Origin of the sequence: Trinickia dabaoshanensis, from assembly GCF_002879885.1 — a bacterium.
GTDB lineage: Bacteria > Pseudomonadota > Gammaproteobacteria > Burkholderiales > Burkholderiaceae > Trinickia > Trinickia dabaoshanensis.
This window is the reverse complement of the sequence record NZ_PNYA01000012.1, coordinates 18,948-31,761: the sequence shown is the minus strand read 5'-3', so window position 1 is coordinate 31,761 and position 12,814 is coordinate 18,948. Positions and strand designations below refer to the sequence as shown.

Annotated in this window: 12 protein-coding genes; 11 read left to right on the top strand and 1 reads right to left on the bottom strand. The window is 63.0% G+C overall.

Translation table 11 applies throughout. From position 1 onward, the window contains the following. Position 1 precedes the first annotated feature (1 nt). The 10 genes from zwf (at position 2) to C0Z18_RS14475 (ending at position 10,520) form a co-directional block, all read left to right on the top strand. Positions 2-1,462 carry a glucose-6-phosphate dehydrogenase gene (zwf, locus tag C0Z18_RS14520; RefSeq protein WP_102646124.1) on the top strand — a complete coding sequence of 487 codons (1,461 nt, stop codon included), beginning with the start codon at positions 2-4 and terminating at the stop codon, positions 1,460-1,462. 82 nt (positions 1,463-1,544) lie between these two features. Then, on the top strand, positions 1,545-2,237 hold the full coding sequence (pgl, locus tag C0Z18_RS14515; protein ID WP_102646123.1) for a 6-phosphogluconolactonase: 693 nt from the start codon (positions 1,545-1,547) through the stop codon (positions 2,235-2,237). Then, on the top strand, positions 2,215-4,137 hold the full coding sequence (locus C0Z18_RS14510; protein ID WP_102646122.1) for a bifunctional transcriptional regulator/glucokinase: 1,923 nt from the start codon (positions 2,215-2,217) through the stop codon (positions 4,135-4,137). The genes pgl and C0Z18_RS14510 overlap by 23 nt, the downstream gene beginning before the upstream one ends. Before the next feature lie 546 nt (positions 4,138-4,683). Next, positions 4,684-5,820: a porin gene (locus C0Z18_RS14505; protein ID WP_102646258.1), complete on the top strand. Its 1,137-nt coding sequence runs from the start codon at positions 4,684-4,686 to the stop codon at positions 5,818-5,820. Between the two features lie 256 nt (positions 5,821-6,076). Next, positions 6,077-7,360: a glutamate-1-semialdehyde 2,1-aminomutase gene (gene hemL, locus C0Z18_RS14500; RefSeq protein WP_102646121.1), complete on the top strand. Its 1,284-nt coding sequence runs from the start codon at positions 6,077-6,079 to the stop codon at positions 7,358-7,360. Between the two features lie 13 nt (positions 7,361-7,373). Then, positions 7,374-8,495 carry a bifunctional diaminohydroxyphosphoribosylaminopyrimidine deaminase/5-amino-6-(5-phosphoribosylamino)uracil reductase RibD gene (gene ribD / locus C0Z18_RS14495; RefSeq protein ID WP_102646120.1) on the top strand — a complete coding sequence of 374 codons (1,122 nt, stop codon included), beginning with the start codon at positions 7,374-7,376 and terminating at the stop codon, positions 8,493-8,495. 21 nt (positions 8,496-8,516) lie between these two features. Next, entirely contained in the window at positions 8,517-9,146 is a 630-nt protein-coding gene (locus C0Z18_RS14490) for a riboflavin synthase (protein WP_102646119.1), read from the top strand. Between the two features lie 187 nt (positions 9,147-9,333). Further along, the gene (locus C0Z18_RS14485; protein ID WP_102646118.1) at positions 9,334-9,576 is read left to right on the top strand and encodes a type II toxin-antitoxin system CcdA family antitoxin; all 243 of its coding nucleotides are present in this window, start codon (positions 9,334-9,336) and stop codon (positions 9,574-9,576) included. Positions 9,577-9,650: 74 nt separating this feature from the next. Next, positions 9,651-9,998 carry a hypothetical protein gene (locus C0Z18_RS14480; protein WP_102646117.1) on the top strand — a complete coding sequence of 116 codons (348 nt, stop codon included), beginning with the start codon at positions 9,651-9,653 and terminating at the stop codon, positions 9,996-9,998. A gap of 3 nt (positions 9,999-10,001) precedes the next feature. After that, complete coding sequence (locus tag C0Z18_RS14475; RefSeq protein WP_102646116.1) at positions 10,002-10,520, top strand: hypothetical protein; 519 nt, start codon at positions 10,002-10,004, stop codon at positions 10,518-10,520. Positions 10,521-10,729: 209 nt separating this feature from the next. Here the strand turns inward: C0Z18_RS14475 and C0Z18_RS14470 are convergent, their stop codons facing one another. After that, a complete protein-coding gene (locus C0Z18_RS14470; protein ID WP_102646115.1) occupies positions 10,730-11,470 on the bottom strand; it encodes a GntR family transcriptional regulator in 741 nt (246 codons plus the stop codon). A gap of 368 nt (positions 11,471-11,838) precedes the next feature. Here C0Z18_RS14470 and C0Z18_RS14465 point away from each other — a divergent pair, with 368 nt between their 5' ends. Continuing rightward, positions 11,839-12,768: an ABC transporter substrate-binding protein gene (locus C0Z18_RS14465; RefSeq protein ID WP_102646257.1), complete on the top strand. Its 930-nt coding sequence runs from the start codon at positions 11,839-11,841 to the stop codon at positions 12,766-12,768. Positions 12,769-12,814: the final 46 nt, after the last annotated feature.

Genomic DNA, 12,814 nt, shown 5'->3' with positions numbered 1-12,814 from the left:
CATGCAAATCGACTCAGGCTTCACTTTCGTTCTCTTCGGCGGGACTGGCGATCTGTCGATGCGAAAGATCCTTCCGGCGCTGTACGAGGCCCACCGCGCGGGCATGCTGTCCGAGCACGGCAAGATCGTTGCCGTCGCCCGCCACGCGGCGGATCGTGACGGCTACATCGAATGGGTCAATAGCAACGTCAAGACCTACGTCTCGAAGGGCGGCCTCGACGAAAGCGTCTGGCAGCGCTTTTTGGAGCGGATCGCCTACGTCAAGCTCGATCTGGGCAAGCCCGAGGATTTCGCGCTGCTGCGCGACGCGCTCGACGGCCACGCCGGCACGCGCGTGTTCTATCTGGCCACGGGGCCGTCTCTCTTCGTGCCGATTTGCCGCGCACTGGCCTCGGTGGGACTGAACGAGAACGCGCGGATCGTGCTCGAGAAGCCGCTCGGCTACGATCTGCGTTCCTCGAACGCGATCAACGACGCGGTGGGCGAGATCTTCGCCGAAGAGCAGATCTACCGGATCGACCACTACCTCGGTAAAGAGCCGGTGCAGAATCTGCTCGCGCTTCGTTTCGGCAATGCGCTGTTCGAACCGCTGTGGCGCCGCGAATGGGTCGAGAGCATTCAAATTACGATCGCCGAGGAACTCGGCGTCGAGGCACGCGGCGACTTCTACGACAACACGGGCGCGCTGCGCGACATGGTGCAAAATCACCTGTTGCAGTTGTTGTCGATCGTCGCGATGGAGCCGCCCCATTCGATGGATTCCGATTCGGTCCGCGACGAAAAGCTGCGCGTGCTGCGCGCGCTCAAGCCGATCGATACGCGCGACATCTCGAAGATCGCCGTGCGCGGCCAATATCATTCGGGCGTCATCAAGGGCACCTCGGTGCCGGCCTACGCGACCGAACACGGCGTAAAGCCGCAAAGCGCCACCGAAACGTTCGTCGCATTGAAGGTCGAGATCGAGAACTGGCGTTGGGCCGGCGTTCCCTTCTTCCTGCGCACCGGTAAGCGTCTAGCCGAGCGCGTCGCCGAAATCGTCGTCAATTTCCGGCCGGTGCCGCATTCGGCGCTCGGCGCGCCTGCGCTGCGGCCGGGCGCGAACCGGCTCGTGATCCGCTTGCAGCCGAACGAATCGATTCGCTTGTACTGCCTCGCCAAGCAACCGGGCGAAGGGATGAATCTGTCGAGCGTGCACCTGGATCTCGCGTTCGATCAGTTCTTCAAGGAAGGTCAGATGGAGGCGTATCAGCGCCTGCTGCTCGACGTGATCAACGGACGCCTCGCTCTCTTCGTGCGGCGCGACGAGCAAGAGGCCGCTTGGCGCTGGGTCGAACCGATCCTCAACGAATGGGCCGCATCGAACAAGCCGCCGAAGCCCTATGCGGCAGGCACTTGGGGCCCCGCGGCCGCCAGCGCCATGCTCGCGCAACACGGCACCTGCTGGCTCGAGGAAGAGAACTAAACGGTTGGTTCAAACAATCGGCGAGGCAACGCCACGGCGCTGCCGGCGATGGTGAACATACAAAAAGTAGTCTGGAGGAGAAGTGATCGAGCTTCACGCTTTTGACGACCCGCGCGCTCAAGCCGGCGCGCTGGCCAAGGCGGTGAGCGGCGCGCTCGGCGCATCGCTTGCCACGGCCCTCGGGGCGCGCGCCACGCTCGCCGTTTCCGGCGGCACGAGTCCGCGCCCGTTTTTCGAGGCGCTCGCGCTCGAGCCGCTCGAGTGGGCGCGTGTCGACGTGACGCTCGTCGACGACCGCTGGGTGCCCGAAACCGACAACGCGAGCAACGCGCGCCTCGTACGCGAAACGTTGCTCACGCACGGCGCGGCGGCCGCGCGCTTCGCGCCGCTCGTCGACGTGTCGGTGTCGCTCGAAACACGCATCGCCGCGCTCAACGCCGATCCATCCTACGCACTCCCCGACGTCGCCGTGCTGGGCATGGGCGAAGACGGCCATACGGCGTCGCTCTTCGCCGATGCCCCGGCCGGCGAGTGGGCACACGCGCTCGGAACGGCCGATCGTTACGTCGGCGTCCATCCCGGCGCGGCCCCACACGCACGTGTCAGCCTATCGATGTCCGCGCTGAAGGGTATCGATCGGCTGTTCCTTTTGATCTCGGGCGAACGCAAGCTCGACATTCTTAAAGCGGCCGCCTCGGCGCCGCAAGAAAACGCCATCTCGAAGCTGGCAAACGACAAGGGAGTCAGACTCGATGTCTACTGGTCTGCAAAATAAAGCTCATTCGGTACCCGGCGCACGCCAGCACGCCGACGGTCCGCGGCTGCTCGCCGACATCGGCGGCACCAATGCGCGCTTCGCGCTCGAGACCGAACCCGGGGAAATCACTCAGATCCGCGTCTACCCGTGCGCCGACTATCCGACGATCGAAGACGTGCTCAAGAAGTACCTGAAAGACACGAAGATCGGACACGTCAATCACGCGGCGATCGCAATCGCGAACCCGGTCGACGGCGACCAGGTCAGCATGACCAACTTCAAGTGGGCGTTCTCGATCGAGGCGACCCGGCGCGCGCTCGGCTTCGACACCCTACTCGTCGTCAACGATTTCACGGCGCTCGCGATGGCGCTGCCCGGGCTCACCGACGCTCAACGGATGCAAGTCGGCGGCGGCGCCCGCCGGCAAAACAGCGTGATCGGGCTGCTCGGCCCCGGCACCGGCCTCGGCGTCTCGGGCCTGATCCCGGCCGACGATCGTTGGATCGCGCTGGGCAGCGAGGGTGGTCACGCCACGTTCTCGCCGATGGACGAGCGCGAGGACCTCGTCTTGCAATACGCGCGCAAGAAGTGGCCGCACGTCTCGTTCGAGCGTGTCGCGGCGGGCCCCGGCATCGAGCTCATCTATCGCGCGCTGGCCGCTCGCGACAAGAAGCGTTTGGCGGCGACGGTCGATCCGGCCTATGTCGTCGAACGGGCGCATGCGGGCGATGCCCTTGCGCTCGAAGCCGTCGATTGCTTCTGTGGGATTTTGGGTACGTTCGCCGGTAACCTCGCGGTCACGCTCGGTGCGCTGGGCGGCATCTACATCGGCGGCGGCGTGGTGCTCAAGCTCGGCGAGCTCTTCACGCGCTCCTCGTTCCGCCAGCGTTTCGAAGCGAAGGGCCGCTTCGAGACGTATCTGGCCAATGTGCCGACCTATGTCATTACAGCCGAATACCCGGCGTTTCTCGGCGTGTCGGCGATCTTGGCCGAACAGCTATCGAATCGTGCCGGCGGCGGCTCGTCGGCCGTGTTCGAGCGAATTCGGCAGATGCGCGACGCGCTGACCCCGGCCGAGCGCCGCGTGGCCGATCTCGCGCTCAATCATCCGCGCTCGATCATCAGCGATCCGATCGTCGATATCGCGCGCAAGGCCGACGTCAGCCAGCCCACGGTCATCCGCTTTTGCCGCTCCCTCGGCTGCCAAGGCCTCTCCGACTTCAAGCTGAAACTCGCGACGGGTCTGACGGGCACGATCCCGGTTAGCCATAGCCAAGTGCATTTGGGCGACACGGCCACCGATTTCGGCGCGAAGGTGCTCGACAATACGGTCTCGGCGATTTTGCAGCTGCGCGAGCATCTGAACTTCGAGCATGTCGAGCGCGCGATCGAGTTGCTCAACGGCGCGCGCCGGATCGAGTTCTACGGACTCGGCAATTCGAACATCGTCGCGCAAGACGCGCACTACAAGTTCTTCCGCTTCGGGATCCCGACGATCGCTTATGGCGATCTCTATATGCAAGCCGCGTCGGCCGCGCTGCTCGGCAAGGGCGACGTGATCGTCGCGGTATCGAAGTCGGGCCGCGCCCCCGAGTTGCTGCGCGTGCTCGACGTCGCAATGCAAGCCGGCGCGCAGGTGATCGCCATCACGTCGAGCAATACCCCGCTTGCCAAGCGCGCCACGGTCGCGCTCGAAACCGACCACATCGAGATCCGCGAATCGCAGCTTTCGATGATTTCGCGCATCTTGCACCTCGTGATGATCGACATTTTGGCCGTCGGGGTGGCGATCCGCCGCGCCGAGCCGACGGGCGAGATGACGCAGGCGGTGGCGACGGCACGCAGCGTCGGCACGGACGACGCCTCGGCCGTGCTCGATTGGCTCAGTCACGGAGCCGCCTCTTCCGCGGCCGATTGACGCCGGCGAGTACGCCGGCATCGCTCGGCGCGACTGTTAGCAGTCCAAACGAACCCGCGGCCGCCCCAAGCGCCGCGGGTTTTTTCATGCTCGGAGCATGGAAAACCCAAGCACGGATCAATGTTCATACGAATAGGTTGAGGCGGACCATCGCTTCGGCCCGGGCCCACTGCAACGAGACAGCCGGCCCAGGCCCCGACAAAACGTCGATTTTTCTTCAACGTATTCGCAACAATCGGGATCTGACGGGTGTCGCATGCGCGCAACACCTTGCACACACTATTAAGCAACCACTTTCACTCCTTCCCTTGTCTGTCAAGGGACAGCAGGCGCCAGCCCTCGAATTACTGCGTTCCAAAATTCGCAATAATCGGCGGCAACTAGTGTTTCTACTAATAAGGGTACGGGGGTTAGATGCCTAGTATCGCCTCGACTGCCTGGACCCCGCTGCGGCGCGAACTGCCCAAGAGGCGGCAAAGTCCGCGGCAACGAATTACCTAATCCGGGTTGCTCACACTGCAACTCAACGTCTCGGAGACCTATTTGATGAAAAAATCGCTTCTCGCACTGGCTGTGTTGGGCGCCTTCACGGCACCGGCGTTTGCACAAAGCAGCGTCACGCTGTACGGCGTGATCGACGTGGGTATCAACTACGTGAACAACGCCGGCGGCGCCAGCAAGTGGGCCATGGCCAGCGGCATCGTGCAAGGCAGCCGTTGGGGCCTGAAGGGTTCTGAAGATCTGGGCGGCGGCACGAAGGCGATCTTCCAATTGGAAAACGGCTTCAACGTCGCAAACGGCAACCTCGGCCAAGGCGGTCGTGAATTCGGCCGTCAAGCTTACGTCGGTCTGACGAACAACCAATTCGGTACGCTGACCCTCGGCCGTCAATACGACCCGGTGGTCGACAATGCGCAACCGACGACGTTCAACGGCCAATGGGGCGCTCTGTTCTCGCACCCGGGCGACATCGACAATACGGATAACGGCTTCCGCGTGAACAATGCGGTCAAGTACGTTTCGCCGCGCTTCGGTGGCGTTCAAGGCGAGTTGTTCTACGGCTTCGGCGGCGTGGCTGGTTCGTTCGGCGCGCAAAGCACGATCGGCGCTGGCTTGAACTACTCGGGCGGTCCGCTGTACATCGGTGCTGGCTACTTCCTGGCGAAGAACCCGGGCGTTTCGTCGGGTACGGTCGGCAACGACGCAAACTTCGGCTCCGGCGGGATCTGGAACTTCGTCGGTACGCCGCGCAACATGCAGTCGATCAGCGGTGGTGCAACGTACCAATTCGGCCCGGCTCAGTTCGGTCTCAACGTCTCGGACGTTCGTTTCAACGACGCACTCGCCGCAGGTCAAACGACCCGCTTCGATAGCTTCGAAGCATGGGGTAATTACAGCCTGACGCCGGCTACGACGTTGGGCGCCGGCTACACGTTCACCACGGGCAAGGTCGATGCCATTACGACTAATGCCGCCGGGGATAAACTGAAGCCGAAGTACGGCCAATTCAACCTGATCGCCGACTACCGTCTGTCGAAGCGCACCGACGTCTATGCAATGGGCGTGTGGAGCCACTCGATGAAGGCCGGTGTGGGCGCCGACATCTACGCTGGCGTCCTCGGCGGTGCCAGCACGACGTCGAACCAAGTGCTCGGCCGCGTCGGCATCCGTCACAAGTTCTAAGCACAACAACCTCTCGTCCGGCTGGGCTTCGGCCCGCCGGACCAAGGTTGCGCAGCATACTCAAAGCGCCCCTCGTGGGCGCTTTTTTTATTGGCGTGGCGCCGGCGCTCGCCTACTCCGTTCGTACTAGGACACCCCGGCGTGCGCGCCTCGCTTGCGCTAGTTCGGTACAATTGGCGCGATCCCACCGGCCGCATCCGCCGCCTCTACGCGCTTGCCCAGCATGGCCGGTCCTTCTTCGAAGCGAATTTCACCCATGTCCAGTAATCAAGCTCTGTTCGAACGCGCTCAGCGCACCATCCCCGGCGGCGTCAATTCGCCCGTGCGTGCCTTCCGCTCGGTCGGCGGTACGCCGCGCTTCGTCAAGCGCGCGAACGGCCCGTACTTCTGGGATGCCGAAGACAAGCGCTACATCGATTACATCGGCTCGTGGGGGCCGATGATCGTCGGCCACGTGCATCCGCAAGTGCTCGAAGCCGTCCAACGCGTACTGGCCGACGGCTTTTCCTTCGGCGCACCGACCGAGGCCGAAATCGAGATCGCCGAGGAGATCTGCAAGCTCATGCCGTCGATCGAAAAAGTGCGGCTCGTGTCGAGCGGCACCGAAGCGACGATGAGCGCATTGCGGCTTGCGCGCGGTTTCACGCAGCGCAATCGCATCGTGAAGTTCGAGGGCTGCTACCACGGCCATGCCGATAGCCTGCTCGTAAAGGCCGGCTCGGGCCTCTTGACGTTCGGCAATCCGACGTCGGCCGGCGTGCCGGCCGACATCACGAAGCACACCACCGTGCTCGAATACAACAACACCCAGGCGCTGGAAGAGGCGTTTGCCGCTTTCGGCGACGAGATCGCGGCGGTCATCGTCGAACCCGTCGCCGGCAACATGAACCTCGTGCGCGGCAACCCCGAGTTCCTGCAAGCATTGCGGCGCTTGTGCACGCATCATGGCGCCGTGCTGATTTTCGACGAAGTCATGTGCGGATTCCGCGTGGCACTCGGCGGCGCACAGACGCTGTACGGCATCACCCCCGACCTCACGTGTCTCGGCAAGGTCATCGGCGGCGGAATGCCCGCGGCGGCGTTCGGCGGCCGACGCGACATCATGTCGCTGCTCGCGCCCGAAGGGGCCGTCTATCAGGCGGGCACGCTTTCCGGCAACCCCGTGGCCGTGGCGGCCGGGTTGAAGACGCTCGAACTCATTCAAGCACCCGGTTTCTACGAGCGGCTATCGGCTCAAACGGCCCGGCTCGCGAACGGCTTGGCCGCGGCGGCCCGCGACGCGGGTGTCGCGTTTAGCGCGGACGCCGTCGGCGGCATGTTCGGTCTTTATTTCACCGAGCAAGTCCCCGCGAGCTTCGCCGATGTCTCGCGCAGCGATATCGCACGTTTCAACACGTTTTTCCATCAGATGCTCGACGCGGGGGTGTACTTCGCGCCCTCGGCCTACGAGGCCGGCTTCGTATCGAGTGCGCACGACGATGCCGTGATCGACGAAACGATCGCGGCCGCGCGCGGCGCGTTCGCCGCACAACCGGCATAGCCAGGCCCCGCTCATGTTCTCGGAAGCCGATTTCATCCACATGCAGCGCGCGCTGACGCTCGCGAGCCGCGGCATGTACACGACCACGCCCAACCCGCGCGTGGGCTGCGTGCTCGTGAAGGACGGCTTGCCCATCGGCGAAGGCTTCACTCAGCCGGCCGGCCAAGACCACGCCGAGGTGCAGGCGCTCAAGGATGCCCGGCGGCGCGGCCACGATCCGCAAGGCGCCACGGCCTATGTTTCGCTCGAGCCCTGCAGCCACTTCGGGCGCACCCCGCCCTGCGCCCATGCGCTGATCGATGCCCGCGTCAAACGCGTGATCGCGGCGATGGAAGACCCGAACCCGCAAGTGTCGGGCCGCGGTTTGGCCATGCTGCGCGACGCCGGCATCGACGTGCGCTGCGGCTTGTTGGCCAATGAAGCGCGCGAGTTGAACATCGGGTTCGTATCGCGCATGACGCGCGCGCGCCCGTGGGTCAGGATGAAAGTCGCGGCCTCGCTCGACGGCCGCACGGCGTTGCCGACGGGCGAAAGCCAGTGGATCACCGGGGAAGCCGCGCGGGCCGACGGCCACGCTTGGCGTGCGCGGGCGTGCGCGATTCTGACGGGCATCGGCACCGTGCGCGAGGACGATCCTCAGCTGACCGTGCGCGGGATCGACACGCCCCGTCAGCCGTTGCGTGTTCTGATCGACAGCCGCCTCGACGTGCCGCTCTCGGCGCGGCTGCTAGAGGGCCCGCCCCCGCTCGTGTTTTGCGGCGCCATCGACGAGCGCAATGCGGCCCACGCCGAGGCATTGACGGCGCGAGGCGTGGAAGTGGTGCCGTTGGCCAACGAACATGGCAAGGTGGACTTGCCCGCGATGTTGAAACGGCTTGGGGAGCGCGGCATCAACGAATTGCACGTTGAAGCGGGCCATAAGCTCAACGGCTCGTTACTGCGCGAAGGGTGCGTGGACGAATTGCTCGTCTATTTGGCGCCTAGCCTGCTTGGTGCGGGTTCGGCCGGTATGTTCGATGTCGCGGCGCCTGCCACGCTCGATGCGCGGACCCGGCTCGCATTTCATTCGGTGGACCGCGTAGGGGACGATTTAAGAATTTTGGCGCGATTGCAAACACCGTCGGCGCCGCACTGAACTGACAAGGAACGCATCAAGATGTTTACCGGAATCGTGGCGGCCGTGGGCCGCATCGAAGCAGTTTCGCCCTTGGGAACCGATGCAGCGGCCGGCGTGCGGCTGACGGTCGAAGCGGGGACGCTCGATCTGAGCGACGTCGCACTCGGCGACAGCATCGCGATTCAAGGTGCGTGCATGACGGTCGTGGAAAAAACCACCCGCAGCTTCGACGTCGATGTTTCGCGAGAAAGTCTCAATTGCACGGTCGGCTTGGCTGCGCCCGGCGAAGTCAACCTTGAAAAAGCATTGACCGCCCATGAGCGGCTCGGTGGCCACATCGTCTCAGGACACGTCGACGGGCTGGGCACCGTCACGCGCTTCGCGCCGGTGGGCGAATCGCACGAACTGCGCGTGCTCGCGCCACGCGATATCGGACGCTACCTCGCGTATAAAGGCTCGATCACCGTGAACGGCGTGAGCTTGACCGTCAATAGCGTCGACGATCGCGAGGACGGTACGGAATTTTCGATCAATCTGATCCCGCATACGGTGGAAGTCACCACGCTCAAGAACGTAAAAACCGGTGACCAGGTCAATCTCGAAGTGGACTTGATTGCGCGGTATGTCGAAAGGATGTTGTCGGTTGCCGCGCCCACGGGACGATCATAATTCGTCGAGCCGGACCGTGTGGAGGAGCTAGGCATTTGCTCCGTAGCCCAAGCAGGCAACAGCAAATTGGAGAATGCCTCGTTAGGCGACCTACGCGGTGGTGCGGGATCGATCCATCAATCTTTGAGCGACGCCGTTTCGAGACGGCTATGATCGAATCCATCAGGCAGCCACCGCGACCTACATCATGCCGAGGAGTCCATCCGTTCCGGACTGCACTACCGACCTGAGCCTGCCGGACGAAGGCGACAAGGACGCGAAGGAATTCGGCATCAACGTTTCGCAGACATGCGAACGGGCGATCCAACGAGCGGTACAGGCACAAACTGACCACCAGTGGGTATCTAGATACGCGGACTTTGTGCGGGCATACAACGAGATGCTCGAGTGCGACGGACTGCCGCTTGCTCAGTACCGGACGCTCGGATAGTTGCAGCACATAAACCCGTGCAACACATATTTATGTGCTAAACTCATCGACCTAATCTTTAGAGGACTCCGATCATGGCCGACACCGTGAATTTCACAGGCTCAGTCGATCGCGACCTGCTCAAGCGCGCGAAAATTCTCGCGGCGAAGTCAGACACGTCCATTAACGCACTGTTCAACGCCGAACTGCGCTATCTCGTGGAAACATTCGAAGCAGCGGAGGCTGGTGGCAACCAGAACTTTCGCACCCTCCTCGACTTTTCGCTTGGCCGCATTGATGACCGCCTAGCGATGAAAACGTTGAATATCGACAGCGACGAGGACCTGTTCCTACTGATGGCGCAGGCCCACTTGCCCATGCCGCGCTTGCCGGAGTCGAGCACGCGTCACATGGTAGATGACCTCAACGCGCTGCGCGGTTAGTACATGGCGAGTAACAAAGCCGTTACTCTGCTTCCTGACGCGGGGCCATTGATCACGCTTGCCTACGCCGATGCACTCGATTTGCTGCTGAAACCGGGATGGACCGTTGCACTCGTCGACATGGGACTGCATGAGGTCACGCGCAATGAGACCCCTACGAGCGCTCGCATCGCCGCATGGACACGCGCCAACAGCATCCCAATTCTCGAAACGACCGTCTATCGACGATACAAGCAAGCGGACGCAGCCTCGCCCGTCCGAAAAGCTAATCTCGGCGAACTGTCGATACAAGAAGCGATGAGCGAGTTCGGCCTTGCCTCCGATCAAACCGGTGTCTTCTTGTTCGAGGATCACAAGATCGCCCGCGCCAGTTTTCTGCTGCCGGATAGCTGTCGCAAGGTTTCTACCCGCGCCTTCCTTATGTTTCTCGAGCAACAGGGATTGATTGACTCGGCTTCTGACGTCGAGCGGCGCGCGATCCTGGCAGGGAGGAGATTCTCCCAGATTCGTTTTCCGCCGTAACGACGCCATAGCGGTTCCGATTCATTGTGCATCGTCTATTGATGTCTCGGTACGGTCACCGCTTATTGACCGTATCTCCGACAGTATACAAACGCGTCACTGGCAAGCCCGAATCCACATGGGATTAAGGGTTGTAACGCCCACGCGTCGATTCTTTCCGCCACAGGGCGAATCGATCTTGCCGAGATCCCGAGCGACGCTAGCGCGCCTCACCGCCCCGCTTCCCCCTCGAACAATCCGACATGCGCGTCAAATACGCGCTGTTGCCGCAGCAGCGCATCATCGAGGTGCGCGAGCAGCGCTCGTTCCGCCGCATCGGGATCGTGCGCGGCCAAGGCGTCGAGTACACGCTGGTGTTGGGCAAGTGTCATCGCCCCTTCTTCCGGCTCGCGCGCCGTCACATAACGCACCCGATCGATAGGCGCCCTGACCAAGTCGATCAATTGCAATACCTTGGGCAAACGAGCCGCCGCCCCCACCGCCGCATGAAACCGGTTGTCCTGCCGTATCGCTTCCACGGGGTCGTCCCGTTCGATCGCTCGCCGATGAGCTTCCTGAATGTCGTGCAAGACATCGAGCTCGCGCGCCGTGATCATTTCCGCCGCGCGCCGAATACTCGCACTTTCCAGCACGCGCCGAATCAACGCGCCCTCCGTGAACTGCTCGCGCCGCACCGGCGCGACGAAGGTGCCCGACTGCGCCGCGATGGTCACGAGCTCTTCGCGGGCGAGCCGCTGCAGCGCCTCGCGCACCGGCGTACGCGAGATGCCCAGCGTTTCGCTCAACGCGCGCTCGAAGATCACGTCCGAGGGCAACACAGCCATCGTGATGATCGCTTCGCGCAGCAGATCGTAAATCTGGGTGGAGAGCGGCTGCGCGCGGTCGAGAGAGGTAGCGCGAGGCAGCACGCGCGCGATGAACTGCTCGGGATCGTTACGGTCGGTTTTCATTAGCCTGGGGCACGGCACCCTGATCGAGGAAAGCATTCTACGGGCTGACGGGCGTTCGACGCGTACATGACCGGTTCCTAACCCGCCGGGCAGCGCTCGCACAGAGCGGCATGCAGAAAACTCCACCCAAATCTCCGTTCAACTAGTATATTAGTTAATCGAGGCCAGCCGTCAACCAGGCTCGACCTTTTTGTCCCCAATGCGCCACCTTGAGTTTTGCGGCATCACTGCGTTGCGCGTGGACAGTCCAATCAGATCAAAGGAGACAGCAAGTGCGTTCGTACCTCGCTTCTGCAGTTCTCGGGTTTTGTCTCATCGCCAACGGCGCAGCGCAGGCGCAAACCGCGGCCGCCGGCAGCACGGCGGCGATGAAGGTGGCGCTTTCCAATAACTACGCCGGCAACAGTTGGCGTCAGGCCATGCTCAAGAGCTGGGCCGAGGTGGCCGATCCGGCCGTCAAAGCAGGCGTCGTCGCGGCCGCGCCCACCTTCACGACGGCGGAGAATCAGGCCACCGAGCAGGCGCAGCAAATCCAAAATCTGATCCTGCAGGGCTATAAAGCCATCGCCATCGACGCCGCCTCGCCCACCGCGCTCAACGGCGTGATCAAGCAAGCCTGCGCCGCGGGCGTCACCGTCGTCACGTTCGACGGCATTGCGACGGAACCGTGCGCATACCGCATCGCCGTGGATTTCCATCAACTCGGTTCGATGCAGATCGACTACATGGCGAAGCGCCTGAACGGTAAAGGGAATTTGCTCGAGATCCGAGGGTTGGCCGGCGTATCTGTCGATGACGAGATCCATCGCGGCATCGTCGACGAAATCAAGAAGTATCCGGGGCTGAAGATCGTCGGTTCGGTACATGGAGACTGGACGCAGACGGTCGCGCAGAAACAGGTGGCCGGCATCTTGCCGACGCTGCCGAAGATCGACGGCGTCGTCGACCAAGGCGGCGACGGCTACGGCGCGGCCAACGCGATCAAGGAAGCGGGGCGCCCCACGCCGATCATCATCCTCGGCAATCGCCAGGAGGAGCTCGCGTGGTGGGCGCAGCAGCACAAAAGCGGCGGCTACGAGACGCTCTCCGTGACAATCCCGCCCGGCTGCTCGACCTTCGCATTCTGGGTGACGCAGCAATTGCTGGCCGGCAAGAAGCTCCCTCACGATATCCGCATGCCGCTGATGGCCGTCACGTCCGATGACCTCGACGCCGTCCTGGCGAAGACGCCGTCGGGCGGCATCGCAAACAAGCTCTATACGCGCGACGAAGTGACGAAGATCGTCGACGCGAAATAGCCCGTTGCCGCCATAGACGCCGGACGAACGACACGCAGGAGGATGA

Coding starts and splice junctions, on each gene's coding strand:
- C0Z18_RS14480 (WP_102646117.1), top strand. CDS start 9,651: ATGGCCGACACCGTGAATTTCACAGGCTCAGTCGATCGCGACCTGCTC.
- C0Z18_RS14465 (WP_102646257.1), top strand. CDS start 11,839: ATGAAGGTGGCGCTTTCCAATAACTACGCCGGCAACAGTTGGCGTCAG.
- C0Z18_RS14505 (WP_102646258.1), top strand. CDS start 4,684: ATGAAAAAATCGCTTCTCGCACTGGCTGTGTTGGGCGCCTTCACGGCA.
- ribD (WP_102646120.1), top strand. CDS start 7,374: ATGTTCTCGGAAGCCGATTTCATCCACATGCAGCGCGCGCTGACGCTC.
- hemL (WP_102646121.1), top strand. CDS start 6,077: ATGTCCAGTAATCAAGCTCTGTTCGAACGCGCTCAGCGCACCATCCCC.
- C0Z18_RS14490 (WP_102646119.1), top strand. CDS start 8,517: ATGTTTACCGGAATCGTGGCGGCCGTGGGCCGCATCGAAGCAGTTTCG.
- C0Z18_RS14510 (WP_102646122.1), top strand. CDS start 2,215: ATGTCTACTGGTCTGCAAAATAAAGCTCATTCGGTACCCGGCGCACGC.
- C0Z18_RS14485 (WP_102646118.1), top strand. CDS start 9,334: ATGCCGAGGAGTCCATCCGTTCCGGACTGCACTACCGACCTGAGCCTG.
- zwf (WP_102646124.1), top strand. CDS start 2: ATGCAAATCGACTCAGGCTTCACTTTCGTTCTCTTCGGCGGGACTGGC.
- C0Z18_RS14470 (WP_102646115.1), bottom strand. CDS start 11,470: ATGAAAACCGACCGTAACGATCCCGAGCAGTTCATCGCGCGCGTGCTG.
- C0Z18_RS14475 (WP_102646116.1), top strand. CDS start 10,002: ATGGCGAGTAACAAAGCCGTTACTCTGCTTCCTGACGCGGGGCCATTG.